Annotated in this window: 20 protein-coding genes and 2 rRNA genes; 6 read left to right on the forward strand and 16 right to left on the reverse strand. The window is 60.4% G+C overall.

What is annotated here, in order from left to right:
• From ACJ8QF_RS07825 to ACJ8QF_RS07835, 3 genes are all read left to right on the forward strand, one after another.
• Positions 1-231: ribosomal RNA gene (locus tag ACJ8QF_RS07825) — 23S ribosomal RNA — on the forward strand; the annotation flags it as partial.
• A 98-nt stretch (positions 232-329) separates the two neighbouring features.
• Positions 330-445 (forward strand): 5S ribosomal RNA (gene rrf / locus ACJ8QF_RS07830).
• Positions 446-884: 439 nt separating this feature from the next.
• On the forward strand, positions 885-2195 hold the full coding sequence (locus ACJ8QF_RS07835) for an MFS family transporter (protein ID WP_033632262.1): 1311 nt from the start codon (positions 885-887) through the stop codon (positions 2193-2195).
• 36 nt (positions 2196-2231) lie between these two features.
• Here the strand turns inward: ACJ8QF_RS07835 and pssA are convergent, their stop codons facing one another.
• From pssA to trxC, 4 genes are all read right to left on the reverse strand, one after another.
• Positions 2232-3587: a CDP-diacylglycerol--serine O-phosphatidyltransferase gene (gene pssA / locus ACJ8QF_RS07840; RefSeq protein ID WP_165491286.1), complete on the reverse strand. Its 1356-nt coding sequence runs from the start codon at positions 3585-3587 to the stop codon at positions 2232-2234.
• Between the two features lie 152 nt (positions 3588-3739).
• A complete protein-coding gene (locus tag ACJ8QF_RS07845; RefSeq protein ID WP_442537428.1) occupies positions 3740-6388 on the reverse strand; it encodes a bifunctional acetate--CoA ligase family protein/GNAT family N-acetyltransferase in 2649 nt (882 codons plus the stop codon).
• 42 nt (positions 6389-6430) lie between these two features.
• On the reverse strand, positions 6431-7126 hold the full coding sequence (locus ACJ8QF_RS07850) for a tRNA-uridine aminocarboxypropyltransferase (protein ID WP_197753821.1): 696 nt from the start codon (positions 7124-7126) through the stop codon (positions 6431-6433).
• A 114-nt stretch (positions 7127-7240) separates the two neighbouring features.
• Positions 7241-7660: a thioredoxin TrxC gene (trxC, locus tag ACJ8QF_RS07855; RefSeq protein ID WP_004928868.1), complete on the reverse strand. Its 420-nt coding sequence runs from the start codon at positions 7658-7660 to the stop codon at positions 7241-7243.
• Between the two features lie 207 nt (positions 7661-7867).
• On the opposite strand from trxC, the gene ACJ8QF_RS07860 reads away from it, so the two are divergent.
• On the forward strand, positions 7868-8956 hold the full coding sequence (locus ACJ8QF_RS07860; protein ID WP_015378876.1) for a tRNA/rRNA methyltransferase: 1089 nt from the start codon (positions 7868-7870) through the stop codon (positions 8954-8956).
• Positions 8957-9014: 58 nt separating this feature from the next.
• Here the strand turns inward: ACJ8QF_RS07860 and emrB are convergent, their stop codons facing one another.
• From emrB to ACJ8QF_RS07895, 7 genes are all read right to left on the reverse strand, one after another.
• Positions 9015-10556 (reverse strand): multidrug efflux MFS transporter permease subunit EmrB, encoded by a 1542-nt coding sequence (gene emrB, locus ACJ8QF_RS07865; protein ID WP_161800767.1) that lies wholly within the window; start codon positions 10554-10556, stop codon positions 9015-9017.
• 14 nt (positions 10557-10570) lie between these two features.
• Positions 10571-11743: a multidrug efflux MFS transporter periplasmic adaptor subunit EmrA gene (emrA, locus tag ACJ8QF_RS07870; protein WP_015378875.1), complete on the reverse strand. Its 1173-nt coding sequence runs from the start codon at positions 11741-11743 to the stop codon at positions 10571-10573.
• A 23-nt stretch (positions 11744-11766) separates the two neighbouring features.
• Complete coding sequence (locus ACJ8QF_RS07875; RefSeq protein ID WP_004928878.1) at positions 11767-13218, reverse strand: efflux transporter outer membrane subunit; 1452 nt, start codon at positions 13216-13218, stop codon at positions 11767-11769.
• 28 nt (positions 13219-13246) lie between these two features.
• Positions 13247-13765, reverse strand: a complete 519-nt coding sequence (gene mprA, locus ACJ8QF_RS07880; RefSeq protein ID WP_004928879.1) for a transcriptional repressor MprA — start codon at positions 13763-13765, stop codon at positions 13247-13249.
• A 162-nt stretch (positions 13766-13927) separates the two neighbouring features.
• The gene (gene ygaH, locus ACJ8QF_RS07885) at positions 13928-14275 is read right to left on the reverse strand and encodes an L-valine transporter subunit YgaH (RefSeq protein ID WP_004928882.1); all 348 of its coding nucleotides are present in this window, start codon (positions 14273-14275) and stop codon (positions 13928-13930) included.
• Positions 14265-15011: an AzlC family ABC transporter permease gene (locus tag ACJ8QF_RS07890; RefSeq protein ID WP_004928884.1), complete on the reverse strand. Its 747-nt coding sequence runs from the start codon at positions 15009-15011 to the stop codon at positions 14265-14267. The genes ygaH and ACJ8QF_RS07890 overlap by 11 nt, the downstream gene beginning before the upstream one ends.
• A 121-nt stretch (positions 15012-15132) precedes the next feature.
• Entirely contained in the window at positions 15133-16332 is a 1200-nt protein-coding gene (locus ACJ8QF_RS07895; RefSeq protein WP_044030616.1) for an MFS transporter, read from the reverse strand.
• A gap of 105 nt (positions 16333-16437) precedes the next feature.
• Between ACJ8QF_RS07895 and ACJ8QF_RS07900 the strand changes: the two genes are divergently transcribed.
• Positions 16438-17316, forward strand: coding sequence for a LysR family transcriptional regulator (locus ACJ8QF_RS07900; RefSeq protein WP_442537429.1), 879 nt, complete (start codon positions 16438-16440; stop codon positions 17314-17316).
• A 30-nt stretch (positions 17317-17346) separates the two neighbouring features.
• On the opposite strand, the gene proX is transcribed toward ACJ8QF_RS07900, so the two are convergent.
• From proX to proV, 3 genes are all read right to left on the reverse strand, one after another.
• Positions 17347-18348, reverse strand: coding sequence for a glycine betaine/L-proline ABC transporter substrate-binding protein ProX (gene proX / locus ACJ8QF_RS07905; RefSeq protein ID WP_044030618.1), 1002 nt, complete (start codon positions 18346-18348; stop codon positions 17347-17349).
• A 69-nt stretch (positions 18349-18417) separates the two neighbouring features.
• On the reverse strand, positions 18418-19524 hold the full coding sequence (gene proW / locus ACJ8QF_RS07910) for a glycine betaine/L-proline ABC transporter permease ProW (protein ID WP_004928897.1): 1107 nt from the start codon (positions 19522-19524) through the stop codon (positions 18418-18420).
• Positions 19517-20719, reverse strand: a complete 1203-nt coding sequence (proV, locus tag ACJ8QF_RS07915; RefSeq protein WP_004928900.1) for a glycine betaine/L-proline ABC transporter ATP-binding protein ProV — start codon at positions 20717-20719, stop codon at positions 19517-19519. The genes proW and proV overlap by 8 nt, the downstream gene beginning before the upstream one ends.
• Before the next feature lie 126 nt (positions 20720-20845).
• Between proV and ACJ8QF_RS07920 the strand changes: the two genes are divergently transcribed.
• Positions 20846-21109, forward strand: a complete 264-nt coding sequence (locus ACJ8QF_RS07920; RefSeq protein WP_126186591.1) for a hypothetical protein — start codon at positions 20846-20848, stop codon at positions 21107-21109.
• A 16-nt stretch (positions 21110-21125) separates the two neighbouring features.
• On the opposite strand, the gene ACJ8QF_RS07925 is transcribed toward ACJ8QF_RS07920, so the two are convergent.
• Both ACJ8QF_RS07925 and ACJ8QF_RS07930 read right to left on the reverse strand, forming a co-directional pair.
• Positions 21126-21812 (reverse strand): response regulator, encoded by a 687-nt coding sequence (locus ACJ8QF_RS07925; protein ID WP_004928904.1) that lies wholly within the window; start codon positions 21810-21812, stop codon positions 21126-21128.
• 32 nt (positions 21813-21844) lie between these two features.
• The gene (locus ACJ8QF_RS07930; protein ID WP_261126212.1) at positions 21845-23437 is read right to left on the reverse strand and encodes an ATP-binding protein; all 1593 of its coding nucleotides are present in this window, start codon (positions 23435-23437) and stop codon (positions 21845-21847) included.
• Positions 23438-23666 lie beyond the last annotated feature (229 nt).

The following is a 23666-nucleotide window of genomic DNA, read 5'->3' on the forward strand; positions in this document are numbered from 1 at the left end:
AACGCACCACTGGTGTTCGGGTTGTCATGCCAATGGCATTGCCCGGTAGCTAAGTGCGGAAAAGATAAGCGCTGAAAGCATCTAAGCGCGAAACTTGCCTCAAGATGAGTCTTCCCTGGGCCTTCAAGGCCCCTGAAGGAACGTTTAAGACTAAGACGTTGATAGGCTGGGTGTGTAAGTGCAGCGATGCATTGAGCTAACCAGTACTAATGATCCGTGAGGCTTAACCTTACAACACCGAAGGTGTTTTTAGAGAGATTTTCAGCGAAGTTCCGAGATTGGTTCTGATGGCTTCATGGAAGTGAAGCGGTTGGAATGAAACGAATTTGCCTGGCGGCAATAGCGCGGTGGTCCCACCTGACCCCATGCCGAACTCAGAAGTGAAACGCCGTAGCGCCGATGGTAGTGTGGGGTCTCCCCATGCGAGAGTAGGACACTGCCAGGCATCAAATAAAACAACAAGCCTCATGCGAAAGCATGGGGCTTTTTGTTTTGTCTGTTATCTGGTGTTCTGCCCGAGCATGGGCATGCGAAAGGCCCGTCGGGAACGGGCCTTAACGCCGCGTGCGGCGGCCCCGCAGGGGAGAGTCTCAGGATGAGACGAATACTGTAGGACACTGCCAGGCATCAAACAAAGCCGAAAGCCCTGAACTGACGTTCAGGGCTTTTTGCTTTGGGAAAAATGGAAAGTCCCCGTTGTAACCCGCTTCAGCTTTCATCGTACTGTTTAATATTCATCACAAAACCAACGCATTGTTTCTCTGAATGTCAGATATTCTTCGTCCGCTATTAAGTTTGGCTGTTAACTTATAAATAACAATAAAGTAACAACCAGGGCGGCAGGAAGCCGAATTTCATCATTGCTATGGCTCGGAGAAAATATCATGACAGAAACAACCTCGGCTCTTGGGGATGAGCACGGCGTCGAACAGGGGGCGCTGGATAACAAGAAACGCATTTTCGCTATCGTCGGAGCTTCATCAGGCAATCTGGTGGAGTGGTTTGATTTTTACGTTTACTCCTTCTGTTCCATTTACTTTGCCGCCTCGTTCTTTCCGGCGGGCAACAGCACCACGCAGCTGTTGCAAACCGCCGGGGTATTCGCCGCCGGCTTCTTTATGCGGCCGATCGGCGGCTGGCTGTTCGGCTATATTGCCGACAAGCATGGCAGAAAAAACTCAATGCTGCTTTCAGTCTGCATGATGTGCGCCGGATCGCTGGTGATCGCCTGCCTGCCGACGTATGAATCGATCGGCAGCTGGGCGCCGGCGCTGCTGCTGATCGCTCGATTGTTTCAGGGGTTGTCGGTGGGCGGCGAGTATGGCACCAGCGCCACCTACATGAGCGAGGTGGCGATCAAGGGTCGGCGTGGCTTCTACGCCTCGTTTCAGTATGTCACGCTGATCGGCGGGCAACTGCTGGCGCTGCTGGTCTTGGTGATCCTGCAGCAGATATTGCCCGCTGAAGAGCTGAAGGCCTGGGGATGGCGTATTCCGTTTGCCCTGGGGGCCGTGTTGGCGGTAGTCGCGTTGTACCTGCGCCGCTCGCTGAATGAAACCTCCGATGCGAAGACGCGTAACCACAAAGATGCCGGTTCGCTGACGGGATTGTGGAAAAATCGCAAGGCGTTCCTGATGGTGCTGGGCTTTACCGCTGCCGGTTCACTGACCTTCTACACCTTCACCACCTACATGCAGAAATACCTGGTGAACACCGCCGGTATGGACGCCAAGCTGGCCAGCGCCATCATGACCGTTGCGCTATTCGTCTTTATGCTGCTGCAGCCTGCAGTAGGCGCGTTTTCGGACAAAATCGGCCGTCGCAGCTCGATGCTGATCTTCTCAGCCTTCGCCACGGTGTTGACGGTGCCGATCCTGTTTGCCTTGAAAGAGGTGACCAACCCCTTTATGGCGTTCGGTCTGATCGTCTTGGCGTTGTTCGTTGTCAGCTTTTACACCGCGATCAGCGGGCTGCTTAAAGCCGAGATGTTCCCGCCGGAGGTGCGCGCGTTAGGGGTGGGCTTGTCTTATGCGGTGGCGAACGCCCTGTTCGGTGGCTCGGCGGAATATGTCGCGCTCTCGCTAAAATCGTTCGGCGTGGAGAACGCTTTCTTCTGGTATGTCTCCGGCATGTGCCTGCTGGCGCTGCTGGTTTCGCTTCGGTTGCATCGCAAAGGCAAGGAGATACAGCTGTAATAAAAACCCCGGCCTTGGCCGGGGTCAGAGTACCGCTTACAGGATACGGCTAATCAGCCGATCGATGCGGATGCGGCGCAGACGGCGAATCAGCTTACGCACCTTGATCGGGTACTGCTGAATGCTTTGCAGCTCCTGATAGTGGCCGACCACGGTGGTGTGGGTGCGGATGCACTCCAGCTCTTTCTGCCGCTGCTCGCGCATCTCTTGCTTGGGATCGTGGATCAGAATGGCGTTTTCCAGATCCAGCCGCCAGGCGCGCGGGTTGAGGTTATTGCCGGTAATCAGCTGCCACTCTTCGTCTACCCACATGCCTTTCAGGTGATAGCTGTTATCGCCATCCTTCCACAGCCGCACGATCAGTTGGCCGGTGTCGATGTAACGCTGCAAGCGGCTCAGGAAGCGGCGCAGGTTGATCTCATACAGGTAGGGCAGCGCGCCGATGATTTTGAACGGCTGGTCTTCAGGAATATAGAAGTCGTTGGCGGTCTTGTCGCCGACAATGATCTCCACCTGTTTACCCTGGCGCAGCAGATAAATGATGTTGCGCACCAGCAGCGCCGGCAGGTTGAAGTAGGGGGTACAGAGCGTCAGTTTCTGGTCGGCGCACGACATCAGGTGATGAATGGTTTTATTCAGCACGCTTTGCTTGCCAAGCCCAACCAGCGGCGTCACCGCCAGCTCATCGTTGCCGGCCTTGCCGCGGAAGTGGTAACCGGCGCGGCGCAGGGCGAAACGGAACAGGCGGGTCTCGTTTTTGATCTCCGGGCTTTTCGGCCGATCGCTGCGATCGAGGCGCTGTACGGCACCGGCGGTGAGCAGATGCTGCTTGATGTAATCGATCAGGGTATCGGCCAACACCTCATTGGTGATCAGCTGGTAGCGATCGTAACGGTATTTCTCATGTTGATGCAGATAAACGTCGTTGATGCTGGCGCCGCTGTAGATCGCGGTATCGTCGACCACAAAGCCCTTCAGATGCAATACGCCCAGCGCTTCGCGGGTATTGACCGGCACGCCGTAGATCGGCACCGACTGTTCCGGATGTTGGCTGGCCATGGCGCAGTACCAGTCGGCGTTGGTATTGGCGGCGGCGGCGCCGATGCGTCCACGCTGTGCGCGGTGCCAGTCGACCAGTACGCAGATTTCCAGCTCGGGCCGCCGCTGTTTGGCTTGATACAACGCATTGAGGATCTCGCGCCCGGCGTCGTCATGCTCCAAATACAGGGCCACCAGATAGATGCGTTGGGTGGCGTTGGCGATGGCGTCCAGCAGCGTGGTGCGAAAATCGGACGGCGCGTACAACGTACGAACATCAGCAACCGTCTGGGGGAGTTTGGGCAGTTGTGCAAGGTGTTGTTGATGTTTGCTACGTTTAAATTTTGACAACATCACAGTGCGTTTCTTCTCTCATGATTGATGGCCAGAACGCCACAGGCATAAAAACAATAAACCGAATAATCGGGCGATAATACCATTAGTTGCCCCGATTGTGCGTATGTTTTGGCGTTAAGTGGTGGATTCGTAGCGCATTGCGACGCAGGTCACTGCGCGTCGGCGGCCCGCAGCGGCAGCGTCAGATTGACGATGCCGTCCTCAAGCTGCACCTCGATGCCAAAGCCCAGCCGCTGAGCCAGTGCGATCATGCCGCGGTTATTCGGCATGGTGATGCCGCTCAGACGGGTCAGGCCATGGGCGCGCGCATAGGCGATCATTTTCTCCAGCAACTGACGGCCCAGGCCCAGGCCTTTCAGGTCGGAACGCACCAGCACGGCGAATTCGGCGTCGGTGTTGTCCGGATCGGACAGCGCGCGGGTCACGCCGATGATCTCTTCTGCGCGCACCGCCACAAAGGCCATTTCTCGATCGTAGTCGATCTGCGTCATGTTGGCCAAATCGTCATGGGTAAACTCATTGATCTCGCTGAAGTAGCGATAATAGAGGTCTTCCTTGGTCACCCGGTCGATGAAATGCTTCAGCGCCGGTTCGTCTTCCGGCAGGATCGGGCGGAACAGACACTGGCTGCCGTCTTTCAGCGCGATGGTCTCTTCCAGCTCATGCGGATAAGGGCGGATCGCCAGCCGCGCCTGCGGATCGCCGCTGAACGGCGCGAGCTGCATCGAAACGTCCAGTAAGGTGAATTCGCTGCCGGAGGCCAGCACCGGATGGATATCCAGCCGGGCGATCTCCGGGCAGTCGAGGATCAGGTTGGAGACCTGCACCAGCAAGCGGCTTAGCCCGGGGATATCTAAAGGCCGCAGCGCGCTGCGCCCGCGGATCTTGCCGCCTTTCACCGCCTGCAGCACCAGATAACGCGCCAGCGCCATATTCAACGGCGGCAGCGCGACCGCGACCTGATTTTCCTGGCGCCACTCTACGCCGCCTTCGCCCAGCATGATCAGCGGGCCGAAAATGGCATCCTGCTCCACGGCGATGCGCAGCTCCTGGGCGCCGGCGCGGTTGGCCATGCTCTGCACCAACAGGCCGTGGATGCGTGCCTGAGGATAGGTACGCTTCACGCGGTCGAGGATCGCCTCCGCCGCGCGCTGCACTTCGGTCGCGGTGCGCAGGTAGAGCATCACGCCCTGAACTTCCGACTTGTGCGGGATATCCGGCGAACGCAGCTTCAGCGCTACCGGGTAGCCGATCTGTTCGGCGATATGTACCGCTTCGGCGCTGTCTTCGGCGATCCAGGTCGGCAGGGTGCTCAGGTCATAAGCCTGCAGAATGGATTGCACCTCGTGGGTATCCAGCTGGGTGGCGCCTTCGGCCAGCGCCTGATGGATCAGGCGGTGGGCGTCGGCGGTATTGGCGGTCAGGCCGACCGGCAGCGCCGGCGTCTCCTTCAGCTGCTTCTGGTTGCGGCGGTATTCCACCATATGCATAAAAGCGGTCACAGCGCCTTCCGGCGTGCGATAGGTGGGAATGGCGGCCTCGGTAAACAGCCGGCGCGCCTCTTGAGAAGAGTATTCGCCGCACCAGTTGGTCAGCAAGGTGATGCGTTTGCCGCGCGCATGGCGGTGCAGCGCGTCGATCAGCCGCTGCGCCGTGGCGGTGCCCGGCGCCGCCGCGCTCGGTGCATGGATCAGCAGCAGCGCGTCATAGTCGTGGCTGTCGAGCAGCGCTTCAAGAGCCGCCAGGTAGCGCTGCGGCGTGGCGTCGTCGCGCAGATCGAGCGGGTTGCCGGCGCGAATGAAATCCGGCAGCGCATCGCTCAGCTTCGCCAGGCTCTCCTCGCTCAGTGTCGCCAGCTTGCCGTTGCGCCCGAGCAGCTCGTCCAGCGCCATCGCCGCCGGCGCCGCCCCGTTGCTGACGATCATCAGCCGTTCGCCGCGCAGCGGATGCATATGGCTGAGGGTTTCCACCGCCGAGAACAGCTCATGGGTATCCTGCACGCGCAGCAGGCCGGCGCGCTGGATGGCGGCGTCGTAAGCGGCGTCCAGCCCTTGCTGGCTGTTGAGCAGTAATTGCGCCTGTTGGCTGCGGCCGCTTTTGATCACCAGAATGGGCTTATTGCGTGAGGCGCTGCGCGAGGCAGAGAGAAAGCGCCGTGCGTCGCTGATGTTTTCCAGATACAGCAGGATGGCGCTGGTCTTGCTGTCGCGCGCCAAAAAGTCGAGCAGGTCGTCGACGTCGATATCCAGGCTGTCGCCCAGCGCGATGAAGTAAGAGAAGCCGACTTCGCGCTGCTGCGCCCAGTCGAGAATGGTGTTGGCGACGGCGGCGGACTGCGAGATAAACGCCAGCTTGCCTTTTTGGATCGGCACCGGCGAGAAGCTGGCGTTAATGCCCTGCCACGGTGCCAGCAATCCCAGGCTGTTGGGGCCCAGCAGCCGCATGGCGTAGCGCTGCGCGCAGGCTTTCAGCTCGGCGAACTGTTCCGGTGGTGAAGAGAGCACGATGGCGGTTTTACAGCCGCGCTGCCCCAGCGCGTCGAGCAGCGCCAGATTACGCTTGGCGTGGGTGCAGATGATCGCCAGATCCGGCGTCAGCGGCAGGCTGGCGACGTCGGGATAGGCCATGACGCCGCATACCGCCTTGTAGCGCGGCGTCACCGGCAGGATGGGGCCGCCGAAACCGCCGGCCAGCAGGTTGCTCATCATCAGGTTGCCGGCGCGGCCCGGCTGCTGCGAAGCGCCCAGCACGGCGATCGATTTGGGACGTAGTAGCGCTTCTAACCCTCGCTGGCTCATGCACGGCTCCTTTTGGCAACGTTATGCCTGATTTTAGGCGCTTTATGGCTGCATTGCTGTGACCGGTGCCTCCGGCCGGGTCGGTTTTCCCGCCAGATACTGTTGACGGAAATAGCGAAAATGCTGATTCAACCCTTCGGCGGCCGGCAGATCGCCCGCCTGTTGCAGCAGGGCGGCGGCGACTTCTGCCGTGCAGTGTTGCTCGGCGCGGCTGGCTTCGCGCAGCTGGTAGTCCGATGCGGCGTCGACGTTGAGGGAAAACACCGGGAATTGATTGAGATACGGGCTTTTACGGAACATTTTGCGCGCCTCCGCCCAGGTACCGTCCAGCATGATGAACAGCGGCGGTTTGCCGCCGACGGGCAGCGCGCTGAACACCGGCCGTTCGGCGTCGGCGTAAGAGGCGGGGAACACCACATAAGGCTGCCGTGTCGGATCGTTGATGGCCGTCAGCAGGGCGGGATCGACCTCGGTGCGCGACCAGAGGAACGCCTGGGTGTCCGGCAGGATATCGGCGATCAGGCGGCCGGTGTTGCTGGGCTTGAGCGGCTCGGCGCCGAACATGATCAGGCAGAAACGGCTGCCGGCCTGCTGTGGGCGAATGGTGTCGCACAGGCAGTTTTTATGCGGCAGCAGGCAACCCTGACAACGCGCCACCCGGCAACCGCGCGCCAAAAAAGGGCGGGTGGCGCGGTCTAAACGGAATTGGCGCAGGCGAAGTACGGCGTTGTCGGTCATAACGATCCTGGGGAAAAACCGCTATTGTAACGCAGAAAAAAGCCCGCCGGGAGGGGCGGGCTCGATCGGGGCGCGTTCGCGCGCAATGGCGGGATACGGCCTATACTTGCCGAATCACACTAACTCGTTGAGCCAGTTGTCAAACGGCGCTTTCGGCATCGCGCCGTTGAGCATGTCGACCATCTTGCCCTGACGGAACACCATGATGGTCGGGATGCTGCGGATGCGGAAACGGGCGCTCAGCTCCGGCTCGGCTTCGGTGTTCACTTTCACGAAGCGCACTTTGCCGGCGCGCTCTTCGGCCACGTCTTCAAAGATCGGTGCAAAGCTGCGGCACGGGCCGCACCACGGCGCCCAGAAATCGACCACGACCGGCAGATCGTCCTGCAGCAACTGGTCCAGCGTGGCGGCGGTGGCGTTGATCACTTCACCGTCGAAGAGCTCATGGCCGCAGCGGCCGCATTTCGCATTGTCCGCCAGACGTTCTTCCGGCACGCGGTTGGTGGCATTGCAAGCTGCACAAACTGTATTCATGTTGACCTCGGGTACAGAGAAAGCATGGTCCCCGCAACGCGGTTGCGGAGATGTTTCTTTAATGCTGACAATTATCGGCAAAACCCGGCGCGTGAACAATGAGGTTTGTTCAATGGATGTGATAGTTGGGAGCTTTTAGCGCAAGTTGGTGGCTTCGTGCACCAACATCAGGTAATCTTCGCGCCCTGCGCGTTGGTGGAGAAGACAATGAACGATTCATTTAGTGGCAAGAACGGTAAAGTCAAAGTGATGTACGTCCGCAGTGACGACGACAACGGCGACGACCGTAACAAGAATAAACGTCCGGCCGGCAAAGGCCGTCCGGCTGACGGTGCGCGATCGGGCCGCACCGGTCAAGACAAGGCGCGCGGCGGCAACGATCGCCGCGGCGCCGACTCCCGCCGCAGTGAAAGCGATCGTCCTCGCCGTCCGGCGCGCTCTGAAGATCGCGGTGGCAATGAGTCGCCGTGGAGAACCGTCTCGCGCGCGCCGAATGAAGAGCCGGCGTTCGATCATGGCGGCATCAGCGGCAAAAGCTTTATCGATCCTGAGCAGCTGCGCCGCCAGCGCGCGGAAGAAACCCGCGTTTACGGTGAAAACGCCTGTCAGGCGCTGTTCGCCAGCCGTCCGGAAGCGATCGTGCGCGCCTGGTTCGTGCAGTCGGTCACCCCGCGCTTCCGCGAAGCGCTGCGCTGGATGGCGGCTAACCGCAAAGCTTACCACGTGGTGGATGAAGAAGAACTGGCCAAGGCTTCCGGCACCGAGCACCACGGCGGCGTCTGCTTCCTGATCAAAAAGCGTCAGGGCCTGGATGCGCAGACCTACCTGAAAAGCGCGCCGGCGACCGACTGCGTATTGGCGCTGGAAGAAGTGGGCAACCCGCATAACCTGGGCGCCATCGTTCGTTCTTGCGCCCACTTCGGCGTCAACGGCGTGCTGCTGCAGGATCCGGCGCTGCTGGAATCCGGCGCGGCGGTGCGCACCGCAGAAGGCGGCGCGGAGCACATCAAGGCGATCAACGCCGATGATTTCCTGTCTGTGCTGGATACCTTCCGCAAGGCGGGTTACACCATCGTCACCACCTCCAGCCACAAAGGCACCGCGCTGGCGCAGGCCAAGCTGCCGGCCAAGATGGTGCTGGTGCTGGGCCAGGAACGCGACGGTCTGAGCGACAGCGCCTGGCAGCAGGGCGATATGAACGTGTCCATCGGCGGCACCGGCAAGGTGGAAAGCCTGAACGTTTCCGTGGCGACCGGCATTTTGCTGGCGGACTGGTGGCGTCAGAATCAGGCGTAATTTTCTACGTCGGATAAAAAAACGGGCGCCCCAGGGCGCCCGTTTCGTTTATTGAGGCTTAGTGAGCGCCGCCGCCCCCGCCGCCGCCGGAGCTGAATGGCGGTTTCGCCACCCACACCAGCACCAGCAACACCAGGAACACCCCGGCCGACAGCCAGAATATCTCGTTGGCGGAGATGATCAGGCCCTGCGCGGTGATCTCGTTGGCGATATACGCCGACGCCTGCTGCTTGCTCATGCCGAGCTGCTCCAGTTGCCGGTACATCTCCTGCGACTGCGGGTTGTACGGGTTGACGAACTCCGTCAGTTGCGAATGGTGCTGCGATTCGCGCTGCGTCCACAGGGTGGTGGTGATCGAGGTACCGATCGAGCCCGCCAGCGTTCGCGTGAAGTTCGACAGGCTCGATGCCGCCGCCATGCGTTCCGGCGGCAGGCCGGACAGCGTGATGGTGGTCAACGGCATGAAGAAGCAGGCGATGGCGAAGCCCTGAACGAACTGTGGCCAGGCGGATGCGCCGAAGTCCATGCCCGGTTCAAACGTATAGGCGCGCCAGTAGAAGCACACGGCATACATGATGAAGCTGAAGGTCACCAGCCGGCGCATGTCGAGCCGGTTGCCGAACTTGCCGATGATCGGCGACAGCAACACTGGGATCAGCCCGACCGGCGCCGACGCCAGCCCCGCCCAGGTGGCGGTATAGCCGTACACCTCTTGCAACAGCTGCGGCAGCAGCACGATGGCGCCGAAGTACAGCATGTACGCCAGACTGATGCACAGGCAGCCGATGGTGAAGTTGCGCGACTTGAACAGCGACAGATCCACCACCGGATGGTCGTCCGTCAGCTCCCACACCACCAGGAACAGCAGCGCCACCACCGCCACGACGGTGAGCGTGATGATCTCAGTCGAGTTGAACCAGTCCAGCTCCTTGCCCTGATCGAGCATGATCTGCAGAGAACCGATGCCGACGATCAGCAATACCAGGCCGACGGTGTCGATCGGTTTGATCTCGGTTTTGGTTTCCCGCCCCTTCAACGTCGCCATCGCCGCCACGATCACGAAGACGCCGATCGGGATGTTGATGAAGAAGATCCAGCCCCAATGGTAGTTGTCGCTGATGTAGCCGCCGAGGATCGGCCCGAAGATTGGCGCGACGATAACGGTCATCGACCAAAGCGCCAGGGCCATCGCTCGCTTGGCGGGCGGGTAGTTGTTCAACAACAAACTCTGCGACAGCGGGATCAGCGGCCCGGCCACCACGCCCTGGATCACGCGGAAGAAAATCAGCATGCCAAGGCTGTTGGAAATGCCGCACAGCCAGGAGGCGATGGCGAACAGCGCGGTGGACCAAAGGAACAGCCGCACTTCGCCGAAACGCTTCGCCAGCCAGCCGGTGATCGGAATCGAGATGGCGTTCGCCACGCCGAACGAGGTGATCACCCAGGTACCCTGCGAGTTGGAAGACCCGAGGTTACCGGAAATGGTGGGGATCGCCACGTTGGCGATGGTGGAGTCCAGCACCTGCATGAAGGTCGCCATGGCGAGCGCGACCGTCATCCAGGCAAGCTGGGCACCTTCAAGCGGTTTCTGTGGCAAGATGGCCTCCCGCGCGCTTAGCCGGCGTTCGCATGGATCACGTCGGCGATCAGCTGGTTAACCGGCGCCAGATTCAACGCCAGCGCGTCGCTCTGATACAGCGGTTTGTCGCGCACCACGTCGGCCAGCACGCGGCCGTCCAAATTGGCGGTGTCGACGGTCACCAGCGTCGAAAGACCGATGCGCAGCGGATGGTCGGCCACCTGCTTGGCGTCGAGCTCAATACGCACCGGCAGGCGTTGCACCACCTTGATCCAGTTGCCGGTGGCGTTTTGCGCCGGCAGCAGCGAGAAGGCGCTGCCGGTGCCCATGTCGATACCGGCCACTTTGCCCTGATACACCACGTCGTCGCCGTAGACGTCGCTGACCACCGTCGCCGGCTGGCCGATGCGCATATTGGCGATCTGCGTTTCCTTGAAGTTGGCGTCAACCCAGATGTGATCGGCCGGCACCACCGCCATCAGCGGCGAACCGGCGGCGATCTGCGCGCCGACCTGCACGCTGCGGCGCGAGACATAGCCGGTAATCGGGCTGATCACCTTGGTACGCTGCAGCGCCAGCCAGGCGTCGCGCATCTGCGCGGCGGCTTGCTGGATCGCCGGCTGCTGTTCCAGCGGGGTGTTCAGCACCATCGCCTGGTTGGCGTTGTATTGCTGCACCGCCACTTCCAGCGCGGCTTTGGCGCTGTCGACCGCATCGCGAGCGTGTTGCAGCTCTTCGCGGCCGATGGCGTCAACGCTGCCCAGCACCACGCGGCGTTTCAGATCGTTCTCGGCCTTGCTCAGATCGGTCTTGCGCAGGGCTATGTTGGCCTGATACTGCTTGCTGTTGATGATCAGCTGGTGGGTCTGACGCACGCTGTTGGCCAGGCCGGTTTTGGCGCGTTCAAACGCCTGCTCGGCATCGGTCGGATCGAGCGTCAGCAGCACGTCGCCCTGCTTGACGTAGTCGGTGTTGTCGAAGTTGACGCTGTTCACGCTGCCGGACACCTGGGCCATGATCTGCACCTGGTTGCCGGAGACGTAGGCGTCGTCGGTTTCCTGGTGATGACGCAGCACCAGGAACCAATACACTAAATAAGCCACCCCTATAACAATGAAAATAACCGTCAGCAACAGCAGCCAAAATTTGCGCTGCTTCTTTTTGCCGCTCGGCTGCTGCGGGTTTTGGGTTTCCGCGCTTGCGCTCATGGTGTTCTCCAAGCCTTATATTATTATGCTTTCGAATCCGCTGCGGCCGGGGCCTGATAGCCACCGCCCAACGCGCGGATCAGTCCTATCTTCGCCTGCAGTAAATTGCTGCTGGCATTCAACTCCGCCTGTTGCTGCTGCAATAGCTGCGTCTGGCTGGTCAACAGATCGTCGCGCCCGATAATCCCTGCCTGGTAACGGGCGTTGGCGACCTGATACACCTGTTGCATCGACTGGGCCGCGGACGCCGCCTGCAGTTGCTGCTGCGCAGAACTCTGCTGGATGGTGATGGCGTCGGCGGTTTCCTGTACCGCATTCAGGATGGTTTGGTTGTAGGATTCCACCGCTTCGTCATACAGCGCGGATTCCTCGCCCAGCTTGCTGCGCAGGGCCCCGGCGTGGAAGATCGGCAGCGAGATCGCCGGCATCACGTTCCAGGCCTGGCTGGCCGCTTCAAACAGATTCGGGCTGGTGCCACTGGTATTGGTGGTCATCAGGCCGGCGAAGGCTGAAATGGTCAGGCTGGGGTAAAACTCTTTACGCGCGGCGCTGACGCGCTGGCTGTAAGACTCCACCAGCTGGCGTTGCGCGGCGATGTCCGGGCGTTTGCCCAGCAGATCCGCCGTCAGTTCGCCCTGCGGCGCCATCAGGTTGTCTGCAGGCAGCGGCACCTGACGCAGGTGCTGCATGGCGTTCGGCCCCTGGCCCGCCAGCGCGGCGAGCTGGTGTCTGAGCTGTTCGATTTGCGACTGCAGCTGCAAGATCTGCTGCTTGGCGACGTCGGACTGCGCCTGGGTTTGTTGCGGCACATCGACGCCGGTCAGGCCGGCCTGATAGCGCTGTTGGCGCAGCGCGGTCAGGCGCTCGTTGTTGTTCACTTCCTGCTGCAGCAGCTTCTCGAGCGCGAGATTGCTCTGCAGCTGGTAGTAGGCGGACGCCACCGAGCTGGTCAGCGTCAACGCCGCCTGTTCCTGCTCGGCGCGCGCTGCGTTCACTTGCGCCTTGGCGGCGTTCACCTGGTTGCGGTATTTGCCCCACCAGTCGAACTCGTACGCCAGGTTCAACCCCAGCGAGTTGGAGCTTGAATAGATCGGCTTATGCGGATACCCCAGCCCCATATTGACGTTCTGCGGCACGCGCTGGCGCTGGGTGCTGGCGTTCAGATCCAGGTTCGGCCCGTTGGCGGCGCTGGCTTCGCCTACCACGCTCTGCGCTTCGCGCACGCGGGCGGCGGCCTGACGCAGGGTCGGCGAACTTTGCAGCGTCTGCGTCATCAGGGCGTCCAGCTGCGGATCCTTGAGGGCGCGCCACCACTGCGGGCTGACGGCCAGCGAACTGACTTTCGGCTGAGCCAACTGCAGGCTCTGCGGATCCATCAGCGTGGATTGCGGGGCAATATTATCGGTCGAAGCACACCCGGCCAGCAGCAACACGGCGAACAGCGGGGTGAATCTCCAGTGAAATGGGGATCGCATAAGTAGGTACCTGAACAGAAATTGTGAATTAGGGTAACTGTTCTGTGATTTCCATTTGATCCAGACGTGCCAGCAATTTGCGCGTCAGCTGTTCCAGCTGTTTTTGCTCATCGTCGGTCAGCGTGGACCACAGGAAATGCAGACATTGGTGCTGCGGCGGCAGCAGTTGACTGAGAAATTCTTCCCCCTGCGGCGTCAGATGCAGATGCAGGCAGCGGCGATCGTTGTCGCTTTCCCGGCGCTCGATCCAGCCGCGCTTCTCCAGCTCGTCGGCGATGCGGGTCGCATTGGTGCGCGAGGAGCCCAGGGCAGAGCTTAGCTCAGAAGGTTGGATGCTGTGGCTTTCCTGCGCATCCAGGGTAATCAGCGCCATAAACAGTGTTTCGTTAATCCCCTGCGCTTTCAGCATCTTATTGCGGTTTTCCAGCAGCTTGCCTTGCATGTGCATGCACAGGCGGGTCAGCAGGATTTCCTGATAAGGGAAATCTTTCTGCCGCGTGGCGCGGAAATTCAGCATTTGTTCTATGGGGGCAAACGAGCTTTCCATAATTTAGGGCCTCATTAATTTCGTTCGAGATAGTAACGACGGTGACAAATAATGTAAATGTTCAGCCGTGCGGATAATTTAGCAATTCGTGTCATTTGTCAGTGTTTGTAAAGATGTGGCGCCTGAAAACGCCAGTGTGAAGCCAAACGATCGGGAGCGGCGTCAGCCTGCACCGAAAAGCATTAACAGTTTTAATGTGACGCCAAAGGCCGTTGCGCCGAGCAGCGTCGACAGAATGATGCTTTTGCTGCGGTAGAAGCACAGTGCCAGCGCGGCGAACCCCACCAACGTCGGCAGCAGCTTGTCCGGTTCGCGCATCACCACCGGCGTGCTGGAGACCACCAGCAGGGCGCAGATCGAGGCGATGCCGATGCTGTCGAGCAACAGGGCGGCTTTACCGCGTTTGAGGCCGGGCTGGGCGCGCGCCGGCGCCAGCCGCAGCGGCAGATAACGGAACAGGTAATTGGCGCAGCCCACCACCAGGCCAATCACCAGCACATCAATGTTCATGGCTGGCCTCCGCAGGGGCTGGCTGGAACAGGGCGGCAATGCAGCCGGCGCCGATGCCGGCCAAAATGGCGACCGGAATGGAGAACAGCACCACGCCGAGCAGCGCGCCGGCCAGCGCGGCGGCGATGGTCAGGCTCTGCGGGCGGCGGAAGGCGGCCAGCAGGAAGCTGAGAAACAGCGCCGGCAGCATGAAGGCCAGCGAGGCCTCGATCACCGGGAACTGCTCCAGCGGGCCGTTGCCGAACAGCGCGCCGAGCGCGGTGCCGGCCACCCAGGAGAGCCAGGAACAGAGCGCGATGCCCAGCATCCAGTTTTCGCTCCAGCTGCGGTTATTGCGCATCAGCCTGGCGGTGGCGGCGGCGAAGACCTCATCGGTCAGGCCAAAGGCCCATATCGCCGTTTTGCCGGGCGACATGCGCGAGACGATGCGGTGACGCAGCGCCGGGCCGTACAGCAGGTGGCGCACGTCCATCGCCATCACCGTCAATGCGGAGACCCACAGCGACATCCCGGCGCTCAGCAGGGCGGTGATCACGAACTGGCTGGCGCCGGCGTAGATGATGCAGGAGAAGAAAATGCTTTCCAGCGGGGAAAAACCCAGTTTGACGGCGCTGAGGCCGAAGGCGAACGCCACCGGGACATACCCGATGACGATCGGCAAACTGTCGACGACGCCGTTGGCGAAGGTGGCGCTGACGGCGGGCGGATTGAGGCTGTCTGCAGCTTGGCTTTGCATGGTTGTGGATCGCAGGGTAGATAGGACTTCAATAGTTTATGCCCAGAACATTACCAGAGAGTAAGTAATGTTTATACCCTGCACCGCTAATAAATTTCTTTAGTGACTATTTGCACGATAATCAGATTGTCGCCGGCCCCTGCGGATCGTGGTGCTTGCCGAGCCACCAGGTCAGCAGGTTGAGCAGGCATAACACCCCGCCGGCGGCAGCCACGCCGTACCAGCCTGCATGTTGATAGGCCGAGGCGGAGAGCAGCGAACCGAGCGCGCCGCCGATAAAGTAGCTGGTCATGTAGCCGGCGGTCAGGCGGTTGCGCGCGTCCGGCATGATGCGGTACATCACGCTCTGGTTGGTGACGTGTACCGCCTGCACCGCCAGATCGAGGATCAGGATGCCGGCGATCAGCGCCCACAGCGATTGTTTGGCGAACGCGATAGGGATCCAGGACAGCAGCAGCAACACCAGGCCGACGGTGGTGGTCAGCCCGGCCTTGCCTTTGTCCGCCAGATGCCCGGCGCGCGAAGCGGCCAGCGCCCCGGCGGCGCCCACCAGGCCGAACAGCCCAATCACCCCCTCGGAATAGTTGAACGGCGGCGCGGCGAGCAGAAAGGCCATTGAGGTCCAGAGCACGCTGAAGTTGGCGAACGACAGGGCGCCGAGGATGGCGCGGGTGCGCAGCAGCGGCGTGCGGCAGAACAGGCTGAAGATCGAGGCCAGCAGCTGCGGGTAGTTCAGCCCGGAGTGTTGCTTATAGCGCGGCAGCGCGCGCCACAGGATCAACGCCATCAGGATCATCAGCACGCTGGCGACCCAGTAGATGGTGCGCCAGCCGCCGAACGACGCCAGTGCGCCCGCGACGGTGCGCGCCAGCAGGATGCCGAGCAGCAGGCCGCTCATGATGATGCCGACGGTCTTGCCGCGCTTTTCCGGGTGGGCCAGCGTGGCGGCCAGCGGCACCAGGATCTGCGCCACTACCGAGAACAGCCCGGTGAGCGCGGTGCCGAGGATCATCATCGGCAGCGTGGCGGAGGTGGCGGTGATCAGCATGCCCCCGGCGGCCAGCAGCGTCATGAAAACGATCAGCCCGCGGCGCTCGAACATATCGCCGAGCGGCACCAGCAGCAGCAGGCCGGTGGCGTAACCGAGCTGCGCGGCGGTGACGATAAAGCCGGCCTGGTTGACCGACAGGTTGAAACTGGTGGCGATGGTTTCCAGCAGCGGTTGCGCGTAGTAGTTGCTGGCGACCGCCAGGCCGGTGGCGATGGCAATCAGCACGGTCAGCGCCGGGCTGAGGCCCGGATGGGCGTTTTGTTGGTTCATGATTTTTTCATCACGGGAAGAAGATAGCGCGCAGTATCCGGCAACGCGTCTGCGGAAACCAATGTATAATTTTCATTTGATTTATCTCATTTCAAGATAGATGCCATGAACCTGAAACAGATCCGCTATGCGCTGGCGGTGGCGGAAGAACAGAGTTTCACCCGGGCGGCGCAGCGCTGCCATACGGTGCAGTCGGCGCTCAGCCACCAGATCGCCAAACTGGAAGAAGAGCTGGGCTGTACGCTGTTTGAACGCACCTCGCGCCGGGTGCGGTTGACCCCCTCCGGCCAGGCTTTCATTCCGTCGGCGCAGCGGCTGTTGGCGGCGCAGCAGGCGCTGGTGGAAGAGGTGACCGCCGCCGGCGATGCGGTGTCCGGCACCCTGACCATCGGCACGATTTCAACCATAAACGCGATTGATCTGACCGAAAAGCTCGACAAGTTTCATCGCCACTATCCGGCGGTGAACATCCGCCTTTACGTTGGCATGAGCGAAGCCCTGTTGGAGGACGTGCGTCAGCAGAAGTGTGATATGGCGTTCGTCGGCATCTGGCCCGGCGATGTCGATTTACTGCCGATGTCGCACCGGCAGTTGACCGATGAGCCGCTGGTGGCGCTGGTGGCGCCGCAGCACCCGCTGGCCAACCGTGAGCGGGTCAACCTGCAAGCGCTGGCGGAAGTGCCGCTGGTGGATTTCTACAGCGGCACCGGCGCGCGGCGCCAAACCGATCGCGCCTTCCTGGCGGCGGGCATCCGCCGGCACGTCAGTTTTGAGATCGATCATATCGAATGGCTGGAGAATCTGGTGCGGCGCGGGTTGGCGGCGGGTATCGTACCTGTCTCGACCGCGCAACGCTTAAGCGCGTTGGTGTCGATTCCGATTGAAGACGGGCCGCGGCGCCAGGTGTATTGCATTTGGCCGCAGCCCTTGTCGAACGCCGCCGCACGTTTTTTACAGTTCAGCGGCATCGATATGGCGGGGTAGGGGCGCGGCAAAGGCGGCGCCCCTGAACGGTTACGGCTTCGCCGCTGCGGCGGCGGTTTTCACCCAGCCGTCGAAGGTGGCCTGGTGCGCCTTGATCCAACCGTTGACGTGGTTCTGGATATCGGCTTCCGAAGCCTGGCCTTCATGCATGCGCAGGTTTTGCGCGTTGATGTCGGCGATCGGCAGCTTCATGATGGCGAACAGCTTGGCGGCCGCCGGATTGGCTTCGGCCCACTGTTTGTTAGCGGCGATGCGCATGGTGTTGACCGGGAAGCCGTAGTTGGCGCCGTTAGGCAGTTTGGTGTCGACGTTTTTCTGCTCGCCCGGCAGGGAGGAAAACGGCACCTGCAGCCAGACCACGTCGCGGCCCGGCACCATCACATCGCTGACCCAGTACGGCGTCCAGGTGTAATACAGCACCGGTTTGCCCTCTTTGTAGCGGGTGATGGTGTCGGCGATCATCGCCGCGTAGTTGCCCTGATTGTGCTCGACGGTGTTGCTCAGGCCATAGGCCTTGATGTGGTGGTTGATCACCGCTTCGCAGCCCCAACCCGGGGTGCAGCCGGTCAGATCGGCCTTGCCGTCGCCGTTGGTGTCGAACAGCTTGGCGATCTTGGGATCCTTGAGCTGCTCGACGTTGGTGATGTGGTATTGCTCGGCGGTTTTCTTGTCGATCAGGTAGCCCTGCGCGGCGCCGTTGACGTAGACGCCTTCGCGGTAGAACTTGGCGTCGCCGCCGGCGGCCTTGTACTGATCGGCGTGCAGCGGATCCCAGTTGACCGCGATAAAGGTCGCGTCACCGGAGGCGATCGAGGTGTAGGCCACGTTGTAATCCACTTCACGCGGTTCTTTCACGTCGTAACCCAATTTTTCCAGCGCCTTGCTGACCAGCAACGTCTGGAAAGTCTCTTCGGAAATGGTGCTTTGCACCGGCTGTACCGCGATCCCCTTGCCGGGTAAATCTGCTGCGCTCACGCTCTGTGAGCCAATCAGCGTCGTCAGGGCGAGAGCCCAGATGCCCGTGGTGCGCATAGTGTTTCCCCTCTTTCGATGTGGTGGTGTCATAGCCCGCCGGGGCCGCAGCCGCCGGCGGGAAAAGCGTCAGGCTTGCTTGATGAACGGGCGAGTCAGTAACCCGATGGGGCCGCGGCGATACCAGCGGCCGATGCCTTTACTGCGGCGATCGCGCCCCAGCGATTGGGTGAGGCGATCGAGAATGATCGCCAGGATCACGATGCCGACCCCGCCGACGGCGGCCAGGCCCATGTCCAGCCGACCGATGCCGCGCAGCACCATCTGTCCCAGGCCGCCGACGGCGATCATCGAGGCGATGACCACCATCGACAGCGCCAACATCAGCGTCTGGTTAACGCCGGCCATGATGGTCGGCATCGCCAGCGGCAGCTGCACCTTGAACAGCAGCTGGCGCGGGCTGGCGCCAAAGGATTCGGCGGCCTCGATCAGATCCTCCGGCACCTGCTTGATGCCGAGAATGGTCAGACGCACGATCGGCGGCAGTGCGAAGATGATGGTCACTACCACGCCCGGCACGTTACCGATGCCGAACAGCATGACGATCGGCACCAGATAGACGAAGGCCGGAGTGGTTTGCATGGCGTCGAGCAGCGGCCTAATCACCTTGGCGGCATGCTTGCTGCGCGCCAGCCAGATGCCGAGCGGCAGGCCGATAAGGATGCAGAAGAACAGCGCGGTCAGCACCAGCGCCAGCGTGACCATCGCCTGCGACCAGGCGCCGATGGCGCCGATGGCGATCAGGGAGAGCAGCGTCGCGGCGCCCATGCCGAGGCCCGAGACCTGCCAGGCGAGCAGCGAGAACACCAGAATGGCGATCGGCGCCGGCATGCCCAGCAGCAGTTGTTGGAAGCCGCTCAGGATCATGTCCACCGGCACGCGGATGCCCTGGAACAGAGGGCGGAAGTGCAGCACCAGCCAGTCGATGCCTTGCGTAACCCAGGTGTCGAACGGCACCCAGGCTTTGTGGAACGGATCGAGCAGGCTGAAGTGCTCCGGCTGCGCCGGGGCGCCGCTGAGCCAATCGGCGCTTTGCCCGGCGGCGTCATGTGCGGCCGGCGGCGGCGCGCTGGACCAGGCGTCACCGGCGTTGGCGGCGGCATCGCTGGCAGGTGCGGCGCCGGTATCGGCCGGTGCGGTAGCCCAGGGATCTTGGGTTTGCGTGGTATCACTCATTGGTTGAGCCCTCCTTGTCCAACGCCTGCAGCAGCATGGCCTTGGAGATGATGCCGAGATAGTTATGTTCTTCGCCCACCACCGGCACCGCGCACGGCGCCTGGGCGACCAGGGAAATCAGATCGCTGAGCGGCGTGTCGGCCGGCACGGCGGCGGGGGCCTCGAGCAGGGCATCGTCCAGCGTTTGATTGGCGGACAGCGCCTTTTTCAACGACTCTATCGACACCACGCCGATAAATTTCTTCCCGCGTTCAACAACATAACCATAATCACGGTCCTCATCGCGCAGCAGCTGCAGCGCCGAGCGGGGGCCAAAACCGGGGGTTTTGCGGATCAGCGTCACCGGGCGCCGTTGGGCGATATCCTTGGCGCTGAATACATGACTGATGTCCACGCCGCGGAAGAAGGTGCGCACATAGTCGTTGGCCGGGTTGTTCAGGATCTCGTCCGGCGTGCCGACCTGGATCACCTCACCGCCCTGCATGATGGCGATGCGATCGCCAATGCGCATCGCTTCGTCCAGATCGTGGGAAATAAACACGATGGTGCGCTGATGCTGAGCCTGTAATTTCACCAGCTCATCCTGCATTTCGGTACGAATTAACGGATCGAGCGCCGAGAAGGCTTCGTCCATCAATAATATATCCGGGTTATTGGCCAGGGCGCGGGCTAATCCCACGCGCTGGCGCATACCGCCGGATAATTCATCCGGATAAGACAGCGCATAATTCTCCAGCCCGACCTGACGCAGGGCATCCAGCGCTTTTTCCTGGCGCTCCTGCAGCGGTATGCCGGCTAATTCCATACCGAAAGCGGTGTTATTCAGGACATTCATGTGCGGCATTAGCGCGAATGACTGGAATACCATGCTGATCTTATTTCGCCGCACGGTGCGCAGCGCGGTGTCGGATATTTTGGCGATGTCCTCACCGTCGATCAGCACCTGACCGCGGGTGGGTTCTATCAGACGATTGAGAAGGCGTACCAGGGTGGACTTGCCGGAACCGGAGAGCCCCATGATGACAAATATCTCGCCTTCTTCAATGGCCAGAGTGGCGTCTTTTACACCGAGCGATAAGCCGGTTTTTTCAAACAGCCGATCTTTTGTCAGACCTTTATCCAGCAGTTTGAATGCGCGTTCCGGGTGTTCGCCAAATATCTTATACAGGTTCTTTACTTCGAGTTTAATTGCCATGCAATTTGCTGTTTCCTCTGGTTTAATTAACGCGTTATGGGCTGTCCTTAGCAAAATAAAAGAGCTTTTTACCCTAACACAGTGAATATCTGAGACAACCCTCAATGTCATTTAAATGGGATATTAGTGGTTTACATCAAGGTTTTAATTAGTTATGGTAATTTGGCCCGTGACTCAAAATTGACGGCCATTATTCGGCATAATGGTTTGGTTTTTGGGAAAATAATACGGTGTGGCGCAGAGAGATATTTTGGCGCCGCGCCTGCCGTTCGGATAATAAAAAACCCGACCAGAGGCCGGGCAAAAGTCATCAGTATTTCATCAGTTTTAACGACAGGTGCCGATATCGAGGGGGATATCGTCGAGCGTCATGTTATCGCCTTAGTATGACAGCCAGATGGCAGCCTCAGGCCTTGCGATACAGCCGCCGCGGATGGCCGATATTGCCGTACAGCATCTCCACCCGCACGAACTGGGTGGCGACGCAATATTCCAGATACCGGCGGGCGGTGGTTTTGCTGATGCCGACTTGCTCAACCACGTCTTCCACCGCATGCGCCACCGCCGGCTGGGCGATAAACAGCGCCTGCACCAGCTCCAGCGTGTTGGTTTCGATGCCTTTGGCACTCGGCTCGCTAGAGAACTGCTTCGACTGCAGGTTATACAGCGCATCGACGTTGTCCTGATCGATGATCTTGAAGGTGCGCTGGGTCTGCACGAACTGCATGAAGCGTTCGAGCGAATTGCGCAGCCGCTTGTAGGACACCGGTTTGATGATGTAATCGAAGGCGCCGTTGCGGATCGCCTGGCTGCAGGTATGCATGTCGCTGGCGGCGGTGATGAAGATCACCGAACAGGCGGGGTTTTTTACCGCCGGTTCTTCCATCAACTCGATGCCCTGGCCGTCCGGCAGGAAGTTATCCAGCAGGATTAGCCTCGGCTGATGCTCGTTGGCTTTGGCCCGCGCTTCGGCCAGCGTGGCGGCGTAAGCCACCACCCGCAGGTTGAAATTTTTCTCGATGAACTCCGCGTGCAGCGTCGCCAGTTGCGGCTCGTCTTCCACGATCAGAACGTCCAGTGCTAGGTGTGACATAATCGGGTGCTCAAAAAATCGGGTTATGGGTTTTATTTAGGGATAAATATAGAGAATATCGCGCCGTGCGGCTCGTTGTCCGACACTTCTATGCTGCCGTGCGCCTGCGCCACATGGCTGGCGACCAGATGCAGGCCAATGCCGTGGTCGCTTTTATCCGCTTTGGTGGTGACGCCCTGTTCAAATAGCGTATCACGAATCTCCTCGGCGATGCCGGTGCCGCGATCCGCCACCTCGATCACCAGCTCGTCGCTGCCATCGCTGATATAGAGTTCGATCGCGTCGTGCGGCGCCGGGCAGTGCAGCGTCGCCTCCACCGCATTATCCAGCAGGTTGCCGACGATCGACATCAGTTCGGTCTCATTCAGCGCCGCCGGGATCTGCCGCAGTTGGCAGGCCGGATCGAAGCGCAGCTCGATGCCTTTTTCTCTGGCGCTGGAATATTTGCCCAGCAGCAGGCCGCACAGCGCCGCCGAACTGAAGCGCTGCGAGATAAAATCGAGGATCTCCTGTGCGCCCTCGGATTGGGCTTCCACATAGCGAATGGCCTCGTCGTAGCGCTGCATATGCAACAGCCCGGCCAACGTGGCGGTCCAGTTCAGCTGCTCGTGGCGCATGATGCGCAGGTTGTCGGCATAGCGTTTCACCTGGCTGAGCTGGCTGCTCAGGGTATTGATGTCGTTTTTGTCGCGGAAGCTGATCACCCAGCCTTGCAGCTCCTGCTCCTGCATGATGCGCACCCGGCTGGCGATCACCCGCACGTGGTTGAAGCGGCACACCTCGTCGTGCGTATCCTGGCCCAGTTGCGCGGCGGCGAAGAAGTCAGGCTGCGCCTGGATCACCTCGCCGATCGGCCGGCCCAGCAAGCTGGCGGCGGGCTGGTGCAGATCCAATAGCTCGCGCGCCGCATGGTTGATGGTGATGATCCGTAATTGCGGATCGATGGCGATCACGCCCTCATAAATGGCTTCCAGCAGCGCTTTTTGCTGACGCACCAGCAGCGCGATCTCTTTCGGTTCCAGCCAGAACATCTGGCGCTTGAGGTTTTTCGACAGCAGCCAGGAAAAGACGAACAGGGCGATCAGCAGCAGGACGATGGAGCCGATAATTTGCGTCAACGTCCTGGCATTTAAATTATCTATGTGCGATTTCAAATAGCCGACGGAAACGATGCCGATCACGTGATTATTTTCATCCAGGATCGGCGCCTTGCTGCGCAATGAAACGCCAATGCCGCCCTTGCGAATGGAAATAATGCTTTTTCCTTCCAGCACCTCTTTATTATCGCCGCCGATCATCGGCGTACCCAGGCGGCCTTCGTATTCAGAATGATAAAGGTGGCGGGCATGACTATCGCCGATGACGATATAACTGGCGTCGCTGCTGGCGCGGATTTTTTTCATCAGCGCGGCAATTCTGGCGGCGTCGTGTTTTTCCACTGCGTCCACCAGCGAAGGAATGAGGGCGATTTCCCGCGCCTGCACCTGGGCGCGGGCGCCGAGATCGCGGTGCAGCTGCGCATCCAACTGGTAATAGGTGTAGGCGCCGATACAGGTCAGCAGCAGGCAGGAGAAGGCCACCAGGCACAGAAACAGCTTGATTTGAAATGAGAGTTTGAGGCGCATGGCGGAGCTTCACCGTAAAGAGATCCTGAAGCCTTACCCTATCACGAGAAGCGGGGTCTGTAATATTGCGCCCGATCAACTTGTGATCCTTCACACGGGATTAGAGTGAACCGGACGAGAATTGTTCGCCTGCGATAAAATTGATAAGCTTTAAAATAAAAACGGTATTAACACCATTAAAACCACGTCGGTTTTTACATAATCTTAATTAACCCCATAGAAACCATAA

Source organism: Serratia sp. CY81684 (assembly GCF_052166595.1).
Taxonomy (GTDB): domain Bacteria; phylum Pseudomonadota; class Gammaproteobacteria; order Enterobacterales; family Enterobacteriaceae; genus Serratia; species Serratia nematodiphila.

Excerpts from the sequence above, each read along its gene's own strand:
- ACJ8QF_RS07835 (WP_033632262.1), top strand. The coding sequence starts at position 885 with ATGACAGAAACAACCTCGGCTCTTGGGGATGAGCACGGCGTCGAACAG.
- pssA (WP_165491286.1), bottom strand. The coding sequence starts at position 3,587 with ATGTTGTCAAAATTTAAACGTAGCAAACATCAACAACACCTTGCACAA.
- ACJ8QF_RS07845 (WP_442537428.1), bottom strand. The coding sequence starts at position 6,388 with ATGAGCCAGCGAGGGTTAGAAGCGCTACTACGTCCCAAATCGATCGCC.
- ACJ8QF_RS07850 (WP_197753821.1), bottom strand. The coding sequence starts at position 7,126 with ATGACCGACAACGCCGTACTTCGCCTGCGCCAATTCCGTTTAGACCGC.
- trxC (WP_004928868.1), bottom strand. The coding sequence starts at position 7,660 with ATGAATACAGTTTGTGCAGCTTGCAATGCCACCAACCGCGTGCCGGAA.
- ACJ8QF_RS07860 (WP_015378876.1), top strand. The coding sequence starts at position 7,868 with ATGAACGATTCATTTAGTGGCAAGAACGGTAAAGTCAAAGTGATGTAC.
- emrA (WP_015378875.1), bottom strand. The coding sequence starts at position 11,743 with ATGAGCGCAAGCGCGGAAACCCAAAACCCGCAGCAGCCGAGCGGCAAA.
- ACJ8QF_RS07875 (WP_004928878.1), bottom strand. The coding sequence starts at position 13,218 with ATGCGATCCCCATTTCACTGGAGATTCACCCCGCTGTTCGCCGTGTTG.
- mprA (WP_004928879.1), bottom strand. The coding sequence starts at position 13,765 with ATGGAAAGCTCGTTTGCCCCCATAGAACAAATGCTGAATTTCCGCGCC.
- ygaH (WP_004928882.1), bottom strand. The coding sequence starts at position 14,275 with ATGAACATTGATGTGCTGGTGATTGGCCTGGTGGTGGGCTGCGCCAAT.
- ACJ8QF_RS07890 (WP_004928884.1), bottom strand. The coding sequence starts at position 15,011 with ATGCAAAGCCAAGCTGCAGACAGCCTCAATCCGCCCGCCGTCAGCGCC.
- ACJ8QF_RS07895 (WP_044030616.1), bottom strand. The coding sequence starts at position 16,332 with ATGAACCAACAAAACGCCCATCCGGGCCTCAGCCCGGCGCTGACCGTG.
- ACJ8QF_RS07900 (WP_442537429.1), top strand. The coding sequence starts at position 16,438 with ATGAACCTGAAACAGATCCGCTATGCGCTGGCGGTGGCGGAAGAACAG.
- proX (WP_044030618.1), bottom strand. The coding sequence starts at position 18,348 with ATGCGCACCACGGGCATCTGGGCTCTCGCCCTGACGACGCTGATTGGC.
- proW (WP_004928897.1), bottom strand. The coding sequence starts at position 19,524 with ATGAGTGATACCACGCAAACCCAAGATCCCTGGGCTACCGCACCGGCC.
- proV (WP_004928900.1), bottom strand. The coding sequence starts at position 20,719 with ATGGCAATTAAACTCGAAGTAAAGAACCTGTATAAGATATTTGGCGAA.
- ACJ8QF_RS07925 (WP_004928904.1), bottom strand. The coding sequence starts at position 21,812 with ATGTCACACCTAGCACTGGACGTTCTGATCGTGGAAGACGAGCCGCAA.
- ACJ8QF_RS07930 (WP_261126212.1), bottom strand. The coding sequence starts at position 23,437 with ATGCGCCTCAAACTCTCATTTCAAATCAAGCTGTTTCTGTGCCTGGTG.